This window comes from Dapis hubbardiae BLCC-M172 (genome assembly GCF_050016015.1).
In the GTDB taxonomy this organism is placed as follows: domain Bacteria; phylum Cyanobacteriota; class Cyanobacteriia; order Cyanobacteriales; family Microcoleaceae; genus Trichodesmium.
In genome coordinates this window covers 1-16,053 of sequence record NZ_JBNHEQ010000070.1, presented here as the reverse complement: position 1 = coordinate 16,053, position 16,053 = coordinate 1, and the positions used below count along the sequence as shown (strand labels likewise).

12 protein-coding genes are annotated in these 16,053 nt (G+C 37.5%); 3 read left to right on the top strand and 9 right to left on the bottom strand.

Annotated elements, in window-relative coordinates; genetic code table 11:
- Positions 1-235: 235 nt before the first annotated feature.
- Both ACP6PK_RS07165 and ACP6PK_RS07160 read right to left on the bottom strand, forming a co-directional pair.
- Positions 236-1,981 (bottom strand): sodium:solute symporter family protein, encoded by a 1,746-nt coding sequence (locus tag ACP6PK_RS07165; RefSeq protein ID WP_426559010.1) that lies wholly within the window; start codon positions 1,979-1,981, stop codon positions 236-238.
- A gap of 138 nt (positions 1,982-2,119) precedes the next feature.
- Positions 2,120-3,487 (bottom strand): helix-turn-helix domain-containing protein, encoded by a 1,368-nt coding sequence (locus ACP6PK_RS07160; RefSeq protein ID WP_426559008.1) that lies wholly within the window; start codon positions 3,485-3,487, stop codon positions 2,120-2,122.
- 204 nt (positions 3,488-3,691) lie between these two features.
- Between ACP6PK_RS07160 and ACP6PK_RS07155 the strand changes: the two genes are divergently transcribed.
- Both ACP6PK_RS07155 and ACP6PK_RS07150 read left to right on the top strand, forming a co-directional pair.
- Positions 3,692-4,084, top strand: coding sequence for a hypothetical protein (locus ACP6PK_RS07155; RefSeq protein WP_426559006.1), 393 nt, complete (start codon positions 3,692-3,694; stop codon positions 4,082-4,084).
- Between the two features lie 154 nt (positions 4,085-4,238).
- The gene (locus ACP6PK_RS07150) at positions 4,239-4,565 is read left to right on the top strand and encodes a hypothetical protein (protein WP_426559004.1); all 327 of its coding nucleotides are present in this window, start codon (positions 4,239-4,241) and stop codon (positions 4,563-4,565) included.
- A 132-nt stretch (positions 4,566-4,697) separates the two neighbouring features.
- Here ACP6PK_RS07150 and ACP6PK_RS07145 read toward each other — a convergent pair whose 3' ends face one another.
- The 4 genes from ACP6PK_RS07145 to ACP6PK_RS07130 form a co-directional block, all read right to left on the bottom strand.
- Positions 4,698-5,042, bottom strand: a complete 345-nt coding sequence (locus ACP6PK_RS07145) for a type II toxin-antitoxin system PemK/MazF family toxin (protein WP_426559002.1) — start codon at positions 5,040-5,042, stop codon at positions 4,698-4,700.
- Positions 5,036-5,362 (bottom strand): type II toxin-antitoxin system Phd/YefM family antitoxin, encoded by a 327-nt coding sequence (locus ACP6PK_RS07140; protein WP_426559000.1) that lies wholly within the window; start codon positions 5,360-5,362, stop codon positions 5,036-5,038. The genes ACP6PK_RS07145 and ACP6PK_RS07140 overlap by 7 nt, the downstream gene beginning before the upstream one ends.
- 791 nt (positions 5,363-6,153) lie before the next feature.
- Positions 6,154-7,845, bottom strand: coding sequence for a sodium:solute symporter family protein (locus tag ACP6PK_RS07135; protein ID WP_426558998.1), 1,692 nt, complete (start codon positions 7,843-7,845; stop codon positions 6,154-6,156).
- Positions 7,846-8,133 (bottom strand): DUF4212 domain-containing protein, encoded by a 288-nt coding sequence (locus ACP6PK_RS07130; protein WP_094676011.1) that lies wholly within the window; start codon positions 8,131-8,133, stop codon positions 7,846-7,848. It abuts the gene before it with no gap.
- An 876-nt stretch (positions 8,134-9,009) separates the two neighbouring features.
- On the opposite strand from ACP6PK_RS07130, the gene ACP6PK_RS07125 reads away from it, so the two are divergent.
- A complete protein-coding gene (locus ACP6PK_RS07125) occupies positions 9,010-9,573 on the top strand; it encodes a Fur family transcriptional regulator (RefSeq protein ID WP_094675422.1) in 564 nt (187 codons plus the stop codon).
- Here ACP6PK_RS07125 and ACP6PK_RS07120 read toward each other — a convergent pair.
- The 3 genes from ACP6PK_RS07120 to ACP6PK_RS07110 form a co-directional block, all read right to left on the bottom strand.
- The gene (locus ACP6PK_RS07120) at positions 9,512-12,049 is read right to left on the bottom strand and encodes a hypothetical protein (protein ID WP_426558995.1); all 2,538 of its coding nucleotides are present in this window, start codon (positions 12,047-12,049) and stop codon (positions 9,512-9,514) included. The two genes, ACP6PK_RS07125 and ACP6PK_RS07120, sit on opposite strands and share 62 nt — an antisense overlap.
- Before the next feature lie 445 nt (positions 12,050-12,494).
- Positions 12,495-14,363 (bottom strand): group II intron reverse transcriptase/maturase, encoded by a 1,869-nt coding sequence (gene ltrA, locus ACP6PK_RS07115; protein ID WP_426558993.1) that lies wholly within the window; start codon positions 14,361-14,363, stop codon positions 12,495-12,497.
- Positions 14,364-14,940: 577 nt separating this feature from the next.
- A complete protein-coding gene (locus tag ACP6PK_RS07110) occupies positions 14,941-15,276 on the bottom strand; it encodes a response regulator (RefSeq protein ID WP_426558991.1) in 336 nt (111 codons plus the stop codon).
- Positions 15,277-16,053 lie beyond the last annotated feature (777 nt).

The window sequence follows — 16,053 nt, the reverse complement described above, 5'->3', positions numbered from 1 at the left end:
GGTTTACTTAATCTTAGGGTAAGCATGAAAATGCTCTACTCAAACCCGCCCCTACCTCATAAACGTTGAAAAATTTGTAGGGACTGGTTTCACCAAAAGCCTTGATACATGATATTAATTCATCACTCGCCCGCCCCGCAACTCATGCAGCTATATCGCCAGAGGGCGGGTTTACTTAATCTTAGGGTAAGCATGAAAATGCTCTACTCAAACCCGCCCCTACTATTGCACCATTTTAATCTAACTGTTCTTCGCCAATATCGCTAATTGGAGCAGGTGCAGCTAGAGGCGATCGCAACTCTCCCACCATCTCTTGTATTTCCAATGGTGGAGGAGTTGTCATTCGAGACACTACCAAAGTCACGACAAAATTCAATAACATTCCTACTGTACCGATACCCTGATCGGATAACCCTAAAAACCATGTCGCCATTCCATAGAATCTTACACCAACAATATAGATAGTTGTAAATACTAAACCAATTATCATACCACTTATTGCTCCTTCCCGGTTAGTCCGCTGATCAAATACTCCCAAAATAATCGCTGGAAAAAAAGTAGCAGCAGCGATACCAACTCCTAAAGTTGCTATCTCAATCACAAAACCAGGGGGGTTAATACCGAAATAACCAGAAAAGGCGATCGCTAATACTACCATTATTCTACCCAATATTAATCTTTGTGACTCTGATGCTTCTGGGTTAATGAGGCGGTAATAAACATCGTGAGCAATGGCACTAGAAATTACCAATAACAAACCTGATGCAGTAGACAAAGCAGCAGCTAATCCTCCTGCTGCCACTAATGCTATTATCCAAGGTGGGAGTTTTGCAACTTCTGGAGTGGAGAGAGTGATAATATCCGGATCGAGAATGATTTCATTAGTCTCTATATCTGGAGTCAACTGCAAACGACTGTCATTATTTTTATCGGTAAATTCTAATAAACCTGTATTTTCCCACTTTTTCGCCCAGTCTAACTGTTGCACTTCCGCCACAGTTTTGTTGTGTAAATTATCAATTAAATTGTATCGCGCTGAAGCAGCTAAAGCAGGAACAGTTGTCGAAAAAATGGCAATAAATAATAATGCCCAACCTACAGAATATCTGGCTGCATTCACGTTAGGTACAGTATAGAAACGAACAATAACGTGAGGTAAACTAGCAAGGCCAACCATTCCAGAAATAGTGATGAATAGAACATCTAACATAGTTTTTTGGGTGAAGGCAGCAGTATATTCTGGAAAACCTAAGTCAACCTGAACTTGATTCAGTTTTTCCACAATGTCACCAAAGGTAAAAGCTAATTCTGGAATCGGAATATTTGTCAGAGCATTACAAATAGCAATAGCTGGTATCAAATAAGCAACAATAAGTATAAAGTATTGAGCGACTTGAGTCCAAGTAATGCCTTTCATTCCTCCTAATATCGCGAAGAAGGCAACTATAACCATGCCGATAACGACACCAACTTCAATAGGTACTTGCAAAAACCGACTGAAGACAATACCAACACCTCGCATTTGCCCAACAACAAAAGTTATAGATATAATCAGGGCAGCAATAACCGCAACGATACGAGCTATATTAGAGTAGTAGCGATCGCCTATAAAATCTGGTAAAGTATATTTCCCAAACTTTCGCAGATATGGAGCAAGCAGCAAACCCAAGAGTACATAACCTCCTGTTGCTGCCATTACATAATACGAACCATCATAACCTAAAATTGATACTGCTCCTGCTATAGAAATAAATGAAACTGCCGACATAAAGTCCGCTGCTGTGGCAGCACCATTAGCAATAGCAGGTATACCTCTATCGGCGACGAAAAAGCCTTTACTATCTTGGACTCGCGATCGCCATCCAATGTAAAGGTAAAGCATTAACGAAATTGTTACAAAGATAAATGTCCAAGTTTCTGTGGAAGAAGGAAGAAGGAAGAAGGAAGAGGGAAGAAGGAAGAGGGAAGAGGGAATAAACATTTAACAAAAAGTAAAAGAAATAAGAAGAGTAGGGAGATTCCATGGAACGTCCCTACAATATTTTACAGCATATTAAGAAAGAAGGAAGCAATCTCCTAAAACCCTGAGATTGCGACGATAGGAAGCAATGACGACTATTCAATCGGATTCTATATAATATTCCCTAATTACAGATGGCACACCACACTGTTGTTTTTCGATGAGGGAACGCCAAGACAATGATTTTAATGTGTTGAGTAAATCTGATGGTGACATTTGTGTATTTTCCAATAGTTGCGCCAGACTAATAGGTTGATTTTTTGTTACTAAGAGTGACAGGATTTGTTTTTCTGCTTGGGAGAGGCGATCGCATTGTTGTTGCAAACTATCTTTCAAATCTTCTGGTAATAAAATTGCATCATCGGGCAATAACTCAATCAAATTTTCTACCGACTCTTGAATTTGACTTGCCACACTTTTTAACCATAAAGGGTTGCCTTGATAGAGGTGAATGAGCTTTTCCCATTTTTCAATTTCTGTTAAACCATAATCTCTGAGTATTTCTTTGACGCTAGAGATATCTAAACCAGTCAGTTGCAAAATAGGCATGGGAGTTTTTTTGCTTTTGAGTTGAGCAAGGTTAATTGGTTGTTCCCAACCTATTAATAGTAGGCAACTTTGATGGGATAATTTTTCTATCTGTTTGAAAAAGGAGTCATAGTTTTCGTATCCTGGTTTGTACTTTCCTGCTAACTCCCCACTGCTGAAAAGGTGATGAATGTCATCCAAGACTACTAAACAACGGTACTTCTGTAAATATTTGATTAGGGGTAAAAGTTTTTGTGTGTTTTTCAGTGAATTTTGTGGTTGAGACTGGGAGAAAAACTGAACTATGTCAGCTTGAAATTCTGCAAAAGTGGGGGATGTTTCGAGACTGCGCCAAATTATATAGTCAAAATTATCTTTTATTTGGTGAACGAGTTTGACTGCTAATGTAGTTTTGCCGATACCAGTGATACCTGTGAGTGCAATGAGGTGAGAGTGTTGTTGTAAAATCCAGGTTGTTAGGGTTTCGAGTTCGGTAGTGCGGTTGTAGAAGTCGCCTAACTCTGGCATTTCGTCTAAGTCTTGATGTGGTGTTGCGGGTTGTTTGCTGTGAAATGTTTGTTGGTTAGGTTGGTGTGAGTTGGGTGTATCTGGGGGGTGTGTTTCTTTTTCACAGATATTGAAACTACCGCTCACATTTTCTGCAAAGTTTAAAATATTAGAGTTATGAAACCTCTCCATTGTAGAGCGAAAATTTGATTTATTAACATCCTCTCCTAATTCCTCCGAAAGAATTTTCCATAATTCTGCACCCACACCCCTAATGCAACTTTCAGAGTAGTCAAAATCTTCAGCTATTTGCTTGTATTTTTTGCGTTTTAGAGTTCCTTGCAATACCGCTTTTTGTAAATCGTCTAAATGCTGGCCTGTTTTTTCAAAGACTATTTTATCGGCCATTTTTAAGGCTTCTTCTAGACTCATGGGGTTAGGGGATAGGATTTGATTGGTATTATTGTTTACATTTAAAAACAGTTTAGTACATTTTAAACATTTTTGTACAAAACGTAGATGAAATTAAAACAAAATATGGACAGAGCTAAATAATTTTTCACTAGGTAAAGCGTTATTATGTGGCTATTAAAAAAAATTCCAAATTGAAATGAAATAAAAGAAAGTAGTAACTTTATGCTCAACAATTTAACTCGTTTTTTCCAGGCTATTGTGGCCGCATTTGTTGGTATTTTTAGTTATATTGGGACTGCCAGTGCAGCAGTTGCAGGTGTTTTTAGTTTTATTGGTGGTCTTATTAGTAGTCTTATTAGTGGTCTTGGGAGTTATGCAATACAAAACCATGAATTCATAATCGGTCTAGCTGTTATAGGAGCATTCATATATGCTGTTATTGTACTCCGCTCAAAAGAAGGTACTTTAGAAACTAAAGCAACGAAGATTGCGGTTGTATTTTGTGGTGTATTTGCTGGTATTATGACAGGCGCTCAAATTTCAAACAACAATTTATCAAACGACGACAATGTTTCCATAATTCTTGTTTATTTAGCAGATATTTATATTTATTAGTAGTCTTGGGGACTCTGCAATACAAAACTATGAATTGATGATAAGTTTAGCTATTATGGCAACATTCATATTTGTTTTGGTATTATGGCAGCGACTCAAATTTCCAGCAGTAGTTTATAGATAAATAGCCTTAGTTTTTTCTAGAAAGTACAAAATGAAAAAGATAGAATTAGTTTCTAGGGTAATAGTATTTTTAGTATTAGTAATTATTGTTACATTTTACTTTAGAGAATACAGCTTGGATAGATACAATCAAGGAATACTTTTAGATACAAAAGAATATATTTCCAACTTTGATGAATATAAAAATGAACTATTAAGTTCAAAAGAAAATTTCAGCTTACCTTACTCATTCACTGGCAGTTTTATAGCCTTACTAATCATTGTTGGCGGATATGAATTAATTGTTTTTATTGTTAGTATTTTGATAAAATTGATGGTTAATAATAGAAATAAAATAGATATTGAAAAAAAATTATAGTCAGTTGTAGGTTGGGTTAAGCGATAGCGCAACCCAACAAAAACCTACACTGTATCTATGATGAGATTATGTTGGGTTTCGATTCCTCAACCCAACCTACATGAGTAGCGATCGCCCCAAAAATTAATTATTCTAAAGATACATAACTAAACGCAGACCTTCATCAACATTCTCCTGCAACTCCTCTGATAAAGAACCCACTCGTTCTTCTAAAAACAACTTATCCAGAGTTATCACTTGAGACACATTAGCAACAGAATCTCGCGGTAGTCCAGTTGCTTTTTTTGACAGCAAAACATTTCCGGGTGCTTCTGCTAATTCTGTATTTGAAGTGATAACGACCACAATTACAGTTTGAATCAAACTGCGATTAAAACCATCATTTTGAACAATTAATACTGGTCTGCGATAACCTGGTTCCGAACCCAGAGGTTGAGGAAGTCTTGCCCACCAAATCTCTCCTCTATACATTACCATTCTTCACCTTTCAAGCAGCTAAACTGCATCATAGCAATATTCTCATCCAATTCCGAGGAGTGTTGACTGTAAACACTATTTAGTTTTTCGGTAATCTCTTCGGGTAAAGGTTCATTAAAATCTTCCGGTACAAGAAATTTTCCTCTATCTTGCCCCAAACTAGCTAGTCGCTTAGATGAGAGAGAAATGGGAACCAACTTCGCGATCGCCACTCCTTGATTTAAAATAATAATTTCTTCTCCAGGTTTGATACCAGATAATAACTCCGAGAGATTGATTTTAAAGTCGTTAGGTAAGTTTTCTATCTGAAGTGTAGCCATTTTTGTTTCTGAATCACTTTTATATTACATTACCAGTTTAACTTAACTTAGGATGTTTTAGAGATTGTAGGTTGGGTTTCGACTATCACCGACATGAAACGCGACAGCGCAACCCAACAAAAACCTACACTGTATATATATTATGTTGGGTTTTTCCGTTGGAAATGCTCCGCAAACGTCCCTCAACCCAACCTACATCTGGGGGGTTATGAATTGAAATATTCTCATCATCAACGTTGAAAAAATTTGTAGGGGCGGGTTTCACCAATAACCTTGATATTTGCCGTTAAGTTAAATAAACCCGCCCCGCGTCCTGTGCAAATATATCGCCTGGGGGCGGGTTTATATAAATCAATGAGTAAGCATGAAAATTCTAGTTAAAACCCGCCCCTACTATTGCACCATTTTAATCCAACTCTTCCTCCCCAATATCACTAATAGGACTTCTATAATATATCTATTATGTTGGGTTTCGTTCCTCAACCCAACCTACATCTACATCTGGGGGGTTGTGAATTGAAAAATTCTCATCATCAACGTTGAAAAATTTGTAGGGGCGGGTTTCACCAATAACCTTGATATTTGCCGTTAAGTTAAATAAACCCGCCCCGCCTCCTGTGCAACTATATCGCCTGGGGGCGGGTTTATATAAATCAATAAGTAAGCATTAAAATTCCTACTAAAACCCGCCCCGCCTCCTGTGCAACTATATCGCCTGGGGGCGGGTTTATATAAATCAATGAGTAAGCATTAAAATTATGGTTAAAACCCGCCCCTACTATTGCAGCATTTTAATCCAACTCTTCCTCCCCAAGATCTGCAATTGGAGCAGGTACAGCTACAGGCGATCGCAAATCTTCTACCATTTCTTGTATTTCCAATGGTGGCGGAGGTGTCATTCGAGACACTACTAAAGTCACAATAAAATTCAACACCATTCCCACAGTGCCAATACCTTCAGCAGAAATGCCGAAAAACCATGTTGGCATTCCCAAAAATTTGACACCTATAATATAGATAGTGGTAAACAATAAACCTACTACCATACCAGCGATCGCTCCTTCCCTGTTAGTCCGTTTGTCAAACACACCTAAAATAATTACCGGGAAAAAACTTGCAGCAGCTAAACCAAAAGCAAAAGCTACCACCTGAGCAACAAACCCTGGTGGGTTAACTCCAAAGTAACCAGCAATGGCAATAGAAAACCCTACCATTATCCGCCCTACCATTAACCGTCGCGACTCGGATGCTCCTGGATCGATCATTCGATAATAAACGTCATGGGCAATGGAACTAGAAATTACCAACAACAAACCCGATGCTGTAGACAAAGCAGCAGCTAACCCTCCTGCTGCCACTAACGCAATTACCCAAGGAGCGAGTTTTGCTACTTCTGGAGTAGATAAAACAATGATATCCCTGTCGATCCTAATTTCATTAGTCTCTATATCTGGGGTTAGTTGGAAACTACCATCATTATTTTTATCGGTAAATTCTAATAAACCCGTATTTTTCCACTTTGTCGCCCAGTCTAACTGTTGCACTTCCTCCAAAGTTTTGTTGTGTAAACTCTCAATTAAGTTGTATCGGGCAAAAGTAGCTAAAGCAGGAGCGGTTGTATACAAGATAGCAATAAACAATAATGCCCAACCAGCAGAATATCGAGCAGCTCTTACATTAGGCACCGTGTAGAAACGGACAATAACGTGAGGTAAACCAGCAGTTCCCACCATCAGCGCAATAGTGATAAACAAAACATCAAGCATACTTTTGTTGGTAAAAGCAGCGCTGTATTCTTGGAAACCCAAGTCTACCTGAACCTGATTTAGTTTTTCGACAATATCGCTGAAAGTAAAAGCCAATTGAGGAATGGGAATACCCGTAATCTTTGTCGCAATAGCAATAGCTGGAATCAGATAAGCAATAATTAGTACAGAATATTGGGCGACTTGAGTCCAAGTGATACCTTTCATTCCACCTAAGATGGCAAAGAAAGCAACAATAATCATCCCAATGACAACACCAGTACCAATATCAACTTGCAAAAAGCGACTGAAAACAATACCAACACCGCGCATTTGCCCCGCAACGTAAGTCATGGAGACAAAGATGGCGGCGATAACTGCAACGATACGGGCAACATTTGAGTAGTAGCGATCGCCTACAAAGTCAGGTACTGTATATTTACCAAACTTCCGCAGATATGGGGCGAGTAGTAGTGCTAATAGTACAAAACCGCCAGTCCATCCCATCAGATAGATGGAACCGTCATAACCCAAAAAAGAAATTAATCCCGCCATTGAAATAAATGAGGCAGCAGACATCCAGTCAGCTCCAGTAGCAGCACCATTAGCAATAGCAGGTACACCTTGGTCAGCGACGAAAAAACCTTTACTATCTTTGACTCGCGATCGCCATCCAATGTACAGATAACCCATGAAGGAAATAATAACGAGTATAAATGTCCAGACTTCTACAGTCATTTAGTCTCTCCTGTCGGTATTAGATTTTTGATCAAGTTGGTCCATGTTGTATTTTTTATCGAGTTTATCCATTTGAATGGCATAAGTAAAAATTAAGATTACAAAGACATAAATTGAACCTTGTTGTGCCATCCAAAAACCGAAGGGGACACCGAAAAATTGAATTGCATTTAGGGGTTGGACTAATAAAATGCTAAAAACAATGGAAACTAAAGCCCAAACTATTAGCAAGTTTCTGATTAATGCTGTATTAGCACGCCAGTATGCTCGACGTTGTTCTTCATTCATTTTTTAAGTTTTTGATTGATGTATAAATATTTTTATCAGATTTTTTACCCAAAATCTGATTAATTTATGACTTACGCAAAGAAACCCGGTTTTTACAAGAAATCCTTAACTAATAGCTGAAGCCATTTCAAAAGCTCTATACTTCTGACTTCTGTAAAATAGGTAGCTTGGCTCGATTCCAAGTATATTATTAAAGCATTATTTGGTATTTGCCAAAAGTGTAATATTAGTTATCATTTCTGTAGATTTTGTATGGTTATATTAATCTGGGAATTTAGAATATTTTCAATATAAATTAATTCAATTCTTAAATAATAAATATTTACAGCAATTTCTGAGATTGAGAAACTTATCAAACGATTCTAAATTTATGAAGTAGTTTTATGCTTAAGAGTCTAGTTGATCGCGAAGATACCGTACAGCGCTTTTCAGATAGATGAGACTTCACGTCACAATCAAAACTTTGTAGGGATGTTCAATGGAACGCCCCTACTGTCGTCTACTTATGAAAACTGCTCTAAATATTGGATGGAAATAAATCAAATCGACTTCTCCTCAGCTATAGTGCAGTTTCATCAAAAAATGGTATTGACGTAGCAGATTTTTCCCAAAAAAAAGAGTAATATAGACTGACAGTTAAGCAGACAAAAAGTATTGCTAGTAGTATAATATAAAATTTTTCTTTTAAGTTTTGATTTGCCCTGATTTAGCTCTTGCAAAAATATTTCAATAAGTATATATTTGCTATATATTGTAGATATACCAAATTGAAACAAAGGTTAGGACATTTCTAAATTCTCAAACTTAGTCAGGAATTAGTTCTAAATTCTAAATTCTAAATTCTAAATTCTAAATTCTAAATTCTAAATTCTAAATATGGGATTCTATAACCATGATTCACTTAAGTCTGAACTTAACCAAAGAGGCTGGCGTTTAACTCCCCAAAGGGAAACTATCCTACAGGTGTTTCAACGTCTACCTCAAGGTAAACACTTAAGTGCAGAAGAAATATATCATCTGTTGCTACATCAACAGGAACAAATTAGTCTGTCTACCGTCTATAGGACACTACATTTGTTGACAAAAGTAGGTATTTTGCGGGAACTAGAATTAGCCGAAGGACATAAACATTATGAGATAAACGCCCCTAACCTTCGTAAACATCACCATTTAGTCTGCCTTCAATGTCATAAAACCTATGAATTTAGTGATGATTCTATACTAAAAATCAGTAAGAAGCAGGCTGAAAAAGAAGGTGTTGAAATGTTAGACTGTCAACTCACAGTTCATACTATTTGTATAGAGGCTTTACGCAAAGGTTGGCCTGCTTTAGTAGCTAGTAATTGGTCTTGTCCAAGAACTAAGTTAGAAATTCAGTCTAACTCAAATCATCAAAAGGCAACTTTGGAGGAGGAGGAGGAACTACCAAGCGTTCAATAACAGCTTTATGACTCTCCCGGTTAGTTTGGACTTCTGCAGCGATCGCCTCAAACTTAACTTCCAAACAACCATAAGCAATATCCAATTCTGTAATTACTTCTATTTCCCCCATTCCATTTGGAATAAAATCAGTTAACCAACGTGGTCCAGCTACTATTGTTTGAGCTTGGCGATCGTAAACCCAAATTTTAACATAAATCCTAGGTAAACCTTCCGGTAATTGTACCCTAACTTTTACCGCTCTTCCGGCAATCACATCCTTACCCAGCACTTCTAAATGAGGAACTGGCAATGGTTGTTCATCAGGTAAAATATAAGGCTGTGTCGAAATTGATTCATCCTGCTCTTGAGAAATATTACCTAAACCAAAATTCCATTGCTTCTCTTGGTTTGGTAAAATTTCTTCTAGTGGTTCATCTTCCACCACAAATTCTTGCGCTTCCCAATTAATTTCATCATTATTGCCACTAGCAAATTCCTCATCATCAACCATTACACTTATAGAATCATTATCCTGTAATTCTTCTTCAGTTTTCTGGTTAGATTCTGATGTATTCTCTAATTCTGTACCCTTGTCTTTTTCCTCAGTTGGTTGTAAAGAAGAAGCCTTCATCCATTGCAATAATTCAGAATCATTGCTCAAGGAATAAGCCTTGGAAAAGAATCTATCCTCTAACTTTAAAGCCTTAAAATCCTTGTTTTTAGGAGAAAATTCTGTGGGAAAGGGCACAAGATTTTGCTTATTCTCAGCAGGTACTTCTTCTTCTTTATTAATAGTTTCTGACTCTGACTTTTCTATTTCTACTTGTGAACTTATCTCCTCTTCAGACCGATCTGAATTTTTCCAAACATCATCTATTTCATCTGTAGCTTTAGGAGCATTTGACTTAGCCAATAAATCATTAATCTGAGTTGCATCTTTAGCCACATTATCTGGTAGTGGATTTCCAAATGTTGGTAATTCTAGTGCTTCAGAATCTGACTCACCTGTAATAGGTTTATAGATTTGTGGTGGTAAAGATTGCTCTTTATGTGTTTTCTGATCTGGTTGAGTCTGATTAATTTTCTCTACTAATTCCAGAAAAGAAGGGGGTTTTTGCTCTGGTTTTCTTCCTGCTAAAGTTTTTGTTTTTGAAGTAATTCCCTGATGCTTATCTTCAACAAAATTTTCATCAATTGCTGCCAACCAATTCTGAAGTGGTGCTGTAATTGTGAAAGATTGATTGGCTATAGTTTGAGTATTATCTGTGAGAATAATTTCTCCTAATATTAGATGAGTTTTAATATTTTCCGGCACATTAATTGTACAGGCAAATATAATAGGTGTTACTTGGTCTGGTAGAGTTTGCTGTACTTCAATTAAAATTTCTGAAGTTTGAGGATTACGCAAACAAATTTTTAAGTTCCCATTGACTATGGGAGTATTATTTTCTGTAATAGTAGAATCTTTTTTTGTTAGATTATTCTGCAAGGGCAGGTTATTAAAGCCTTCATTAGATTGAATATTCTGATTTTGATTATCAAGAATTATCTGCCCAGATATAATTAATGCTTCTCCTGGTTTAGCAATGTAAGATGCTCGATCTAAGGTTAGCTCTAAAGGGTAATTTAGAGTATAGTTATTTTGGGTTTTAGTATCTCTATCTGTTTCTTGATTTGGAGCTGGATTTTGCTCTAGTTCTATTTCTTGTTCTGGCTGAAGTTTAGCCAATATTGATGAGTTATTGATTAGAGTTTCAGTTAGTTCTTTTAATTGATTCTCTATATTTTTGACTTCTTGGTTTTGAGTTTGAATATTTGCCTGTTCTTGTTGACCACTATCTAATAAATCAGTAATATTTTCCCTAATCTCTGATTCTTGAGATAATGCTTTTGATTCATCTTGAATCTGACCATCTAATAATTCTATTTCATCTGATTTAATTACCTCAAGTTTTGGCAATTCAGGATTATTTTTTACTGTATTTTCCTCTTGATTAATTCCTTCTTCATCTGTGTCTACTTGATCTGAAAAAAAAGATATATTTTCATTAGTAATTAAATCCTTGGGCTGGGGTTGAGGATCTGCTACTGTATATAATTCCTGATTCTGTGGTTCTAGTTGTTGTGAAAAATCTGAACTATCATACTCTGTGGGCAATACTTCTAGATGGACAATATGTTCCTTTGTTTCTTTTGATGATGTGGTTAGTTTAGCTAGACAACGAAATTCCCACTTACCAGGCTTGAGGCGGGTAAAGGGGATAATAGATATGAGACCTTGAGAGTGGGTACGACTAGAACGTTTATGAACTCGCCTTATAGGTGGGATTTCTTCAGTAGAATCGTGAATAATCCGAATTTGGACTTCTGTATTGGCTATATGAGTATTAGCCACAATGCGATAGCGACCTTCTAGAATTTCCACATCGGCTGATTCTAAAGGTAGCCAGGTTTGGTCGCCTTCTTTCTGTAGCAAAAATTCCCAGTCTGACATCTACGGCTACAGCTTTACTTTACAAAATATATATTCTTAAGTTTATCTCAGATTATTAGTTATCTGGATGATTTTATCTACTCAAGTCATAATTTTTTTAATTTTAATATTTTATTAATTTTTAATTATCACAAATAATTATTTTTGTCAAGATTAATTTTCTAGAGGGCACTTAGGTCAATTGCTATTTATCAAAATAATTGGGTCGCGCAACCCCCCCTTTGATTGGCGAAATGTTTTTTGGAGGGTTGCTCACGCATCCCCGTTACAAAAACAACTTCTGACTTCTGACTTCGTTAAGAATCCCAACCCAAAGTTGTTTCTATTTCGGTTGCTAGAGACATAGGATCGAAGGGTTTAGTGTTAAACTAAGCCAGGTAAGTTACCCTACCCGACTCGTCTTCAGAACCGGACGTGAGACTTTCACCTCATCACGGCTCCTCTCTTAAACGTCCCTTGTCATGGGTACATCCTGCTTCAGAGTTAACATATCGTCAATCCATATATAATTATCAGGTAAATCCTGGGGTTTAAATTTTGGATATGTCTTTTTGTCTGAAGCCGTTTTACTGTCGTGGCAATGTCGGTGCAACAGTTGTTTGTTTTTAAGCGTGTTGTCACCTCCTTTAGACCTTGGTTTTATATGGTCTACTTCCATAAGGTCAGTTGGACTAAAGGTTAACCCACAAAATGCGCATTTATTCTTTTGACGTTTTAACAGCGTCGTGACTTCTTTCCTTACGCCCGGATGTTTGCCAATTCTGCTACTCCAATAAGTCCAGTCGCCGTCATAAGGGGATTTATTACCTCTCACTTTGACGTGCCTTATAATAGGAACATCTGAGTGTTGATTTAGTATATAATTTCCCTCATTAAGTACCCAGTTCCTGGCTCCTTTTATGTTGGGAAAATACTTTTTCTTTACCCATTTGGCGGACTTATTTGAGTGCCTTCTATTTACCCATCTCCATAGTCTTTTCCACAGGAGGTCATCTATTTTTCTGTAAACCTCTTTACTGACTACGGCTGAGAAGTAGTTAGCCCATCCTTTGATTACCGGATTTAATTTGGCTATTAAAGCTCTGACAGGAACAGTTTTGTTTCTATCGCATATATCAGCCAGTTTCCGATAATGAGTTTTTATACTCTTGGAAGATGGTTTGATCAGCGTCTTAAATCCTTGTTCGGTTGACTTAACCTCATATTGCCTAACATTAAATCCTAGGAAGTCAAACCCAGGTTTATTATTTTCGTATTCTTCCAAGGTGTGGGCAATTTTGGTTTTTTCTGGTTTTAGTTCTAATCCTACCTGATTTAACCATTTCTGTATTACGACTTTTGCTTTTAACACTACTTTGATGTCTTCATGTAGGATAACGAAGTCATCAGCATAGCGTATTAGGGAGAGACTTTGACATTTCATTTGCCAGCTTTTTTGTCTGCCTTGCTTATTTTTAAGGTCTATAGTTTTGGCAAACTCCATTAGCCTTTCCTCCATGCCGTGTAAGGCGATGTTTGCTAGTAGGGGACTGATTACCCCTCCCTGTGGTGTACCTTCCACAGTGTTTGAGAATTGTTTATTGTCAAATACTCCAGACTTTAACCATTGTTTGATTAATCGCCTGTAAGGTGATTGACTTACTTTCCTCAGCAATACATCATGGTTAATTCGGTCAAAGCACTTGGATATATCAGCATCAAGAACGTACTTTGGTTTTTGCTTGATACTGGCATAGATAGCCTCAATGGCATCATGCGTTGACCGTCCTGGTCTAAAACCATAACTATTAGGCTCAAAACGCGCCTCCCATTCTGGTTCCATACCCAACTTAACCAGTGCTTGTAATGCACGGTCATACATTGTGGGGATTCCAAGAGGTCTTTTTTCCTCCCTCCCTGGTTTTGGTATCCAGACTCTACGGGTTGGACTTGCTTTGAGGTATCGCGTGTTTAATAAATCAACCAGGTTAAATCTCTGCATAGGAGGTAGATTTTTAATACCATCTATACCAGCAGTTTTCTTTCCCTGGTTATCTTGGGTCACGCGCCTAACAGCTAGCAACCTGGCGTAATAACTTTTGGTCAGAAGTCTTTGGTATTTACGCATCTTGCGGATTTCGCCACGGCTGGATGCTCTGTAAATTAATTTTTGCAACTTAAATATATTCTTCTCAACCCGTCTCCAGTTAATATCTCTCCATTTGAGATTAGGATTAATACAAACCGGGTCTGGTATATCGTCTGTATCCCATGCCACGCTTAAAAAGGGCTTTGGATTACCCAATCTTCTTTTTAGTGTTTTAGCCTTATTCATCGCGCTTTGATTACCTTACATTACGTCTAACAGTGGGTACGTCAGCATAGATATGCTTTTTACCCAATCCTACTCTCCCTAAGACCTACGTCTGAGTGCGTAGATTGACCTTGAATGGCTTCCCAAGATTTCGACCTGTATTCTTAGGTGTCTTAAGGAGGTTTCCTCGTTCCCTTATTCCTTTTTACGGCTAATTTAGTGGGGTAAAATCTCCCGGAGGGTTCAACATGGTTGTTGATATAGGTGTAACCATACCTATACCCATAGACCCTCTGACCTTGGTCCCACATCCCATAGCTACCTTGGGGATGGTAAACGTTACGAGAGTTTTATTACCTTCCTGTTCGTCCACTTGTCAGCCTTTGCTTGCGGTATCGTTCCTCGGTAACTGGTATTTTCCCGCTTTTAAACCAGCTTCGGAGATTGATGTTCAGTCTCTACTCCGTGGTCTATGCTTTCTACCCAACAACAAGGCGGAGGAATTTCACCTCGAAGGAAATAAGAGTTATCCAATGACCGAATATTTAACCTCCTTTTAGATTGGTCACGGACGGCCATTTATATCTAGTGTCCTAGTTTAGTGGCCAACGAGTCGCACAATTACTCCATTTACTCCCAATTCAAAAAAATGACGCTTATCGTCTGAACTAACTTTCGCTGTCAGGAAAATTACTGGAATTTGCTTCGTGGCCTGATTAGCTCGTAATTCTTGAAAAGTAGCAAATCCATCTAGTTCAGGCATCATTACATCTAAGAGAATAGCATCTGGTTGTTCGAGTTCTGCTTTAGTAATACCTTCTCTACCTGAACTACCAGTAATTACTTGCCAACCACCAACCATTTCTAAACTAAGTTGGGCGACTTCCCTAATATCATCTTGATCGTCTATTAGTAAAATTCGTTTTTTTGTCATTCGACTTAATCCTGAAAAAGTATTAACTTATAGCACTACAAAAAAGTGTAGAACATTAGATATATTTAGAAAAGAGGGAGTAGGGAGCAGGAAGCAGGGATTAGGGAGAAATAATTGATAATTTCTGCACAAGAATTGATTTGATTTTTGATTATAACTAGATGTCTATTAGATATCTCCATAAAATTAACTTGCTCTTGATTTAGTATAAGAGAGTGTTTTTCATTAATTGATAATGGATAATTGATAATTACCTCTCCCTTTTAGGGAGATGATTGACACTTAACAGGAAAAGATTTATTTTTTTCCCCTTGAAAGGAGAGGCTTCAAGGCGTGAATTATCTAATTATTTAATTGCTTAATTATTAATTATTTCGGTAAACTAAAGATTAAGATAGTCAGAGTGCTTAATGTTCGGTGGGTGGGGTCCGGAAAGTTAAATTTTGGCTACGATTCATAGTTATTGTCGCCTCACCCTCCCCACCCTACACTGACACACCTTAAATGGTGCAATAGATGTAGGTTGGGTTGAGGGACCGAAACCCAACAAAAATCTTTTTCCCCTACTCCCTAATCCACAGTTTTAGCTGTGTCTCTCCACTACGCCTGGATTTAATATTCCTTTTACAAACAGTCTCTAAGTAATATCATGTCCGTTGGTATCGGAGCGTGTAAAAGTCTATATAAAATTTAAGCCTTCTTCCTTCTTCTTTCCTTCTTCCTTCTTCCTTCTTCCTTCTTCCTTCTTCCTTCTTCCTTCTTCCTTCTTCCTTCTTC

What these genes read in the sequence shown, in the direction of transcription:
- ACP6PK_RS07165 (WP_426559010.1), bottom strand. Translation starts at nt 1,981, where the DNA reads ATGTTTATTCCCTCTTCCCTCTTCCTTCTTCCCTCTTCCTTCTTCCTT.
- ACP6PK_RS07160 (WP_426559008.1), bottom strand. Translation starts at nt 3,487, where the DNA reads ATGAGTCTAGAAGAAGCCTTAAAAATGGCCGATAAAATAGTCTTTGAA.
- ACP6PK_RS07155 (WP_426559006.1), top strand. Translation starts at nt 3,692, where the DNA reads ATGCTCAACAATTTAACTCGTTTTTTCCAGGCTATTGTGGCCGCATTT.
- ACP6PK_RS07150 (WP_426559004.1), top strand. Translation starts at nt 4,239, where the DNA reads ATGAAAAAGATAGAATTAGTTTCTAGGGTAATAGTATTTTTAGTATTA.
- ACP6PK_RS07145 (WP_426559002.1), bottom strand. Translation starts at nt 5,042, where the DNA reads ATGGTAATGTATAGAGGAGAGATTTGGTGGGCAAGACTTCCTCAACCT.
- ACP6PK_RS07140 (WP_426559000.1), bottom strand. Translation starts at nt 5,362, where the DNA reads ATGGCTACACTTCAGATAGAAAACTTACCTAACGACTTTAAAATCAAT.
- ACP6PK_RS07135 (WP_426558998.1), bottom strand. Translation starts at nt 7,845, where the DNA reads ATGACTGTAGAAGTCTGGACATTTATACTCGTTATTATTTCCTTCATG.
- ACP6PK_RS07130 (WP_094676011.1), bottom strand. Translation starts at nt 8,133, where the DNA reads ATGAATGAAGAACAACGTCGAGCATACTGGCGTGCTAATACAGCATTA.
- ACP6PK_RS07125 (WP_094675422.1), top strand. Translation starts at nt 9,010, where the DNA reads ATGGGATTCTATAACCATGATTCACTTAAGTCTGAACTTAACCAAAGA.
- ACP6PK_RS07120 (WP_426558995.1), bottom strand. Translation starts at nt 12,049, where the DNA reads ATGTCAGACTGGGAATTTTTGCTACAGAAAGAAGGCGACCAAACCTGG.
- ltrA (WP_426558993.1), bottom strand. Translation starts at nt 14,363, where the DNA reads ATGAATAAGGCTAAAACACTAAAAAGAAGATTGGGTAATCCAAAGCCC.
- ACP6PK_RS07110 (WP_426558991.1), bottom strand. Translation starts at nt 15,276, where the DNA reads ATGACAAAAAAACGAATTTTACTAATAGACGATCAAGATGATATTAGG.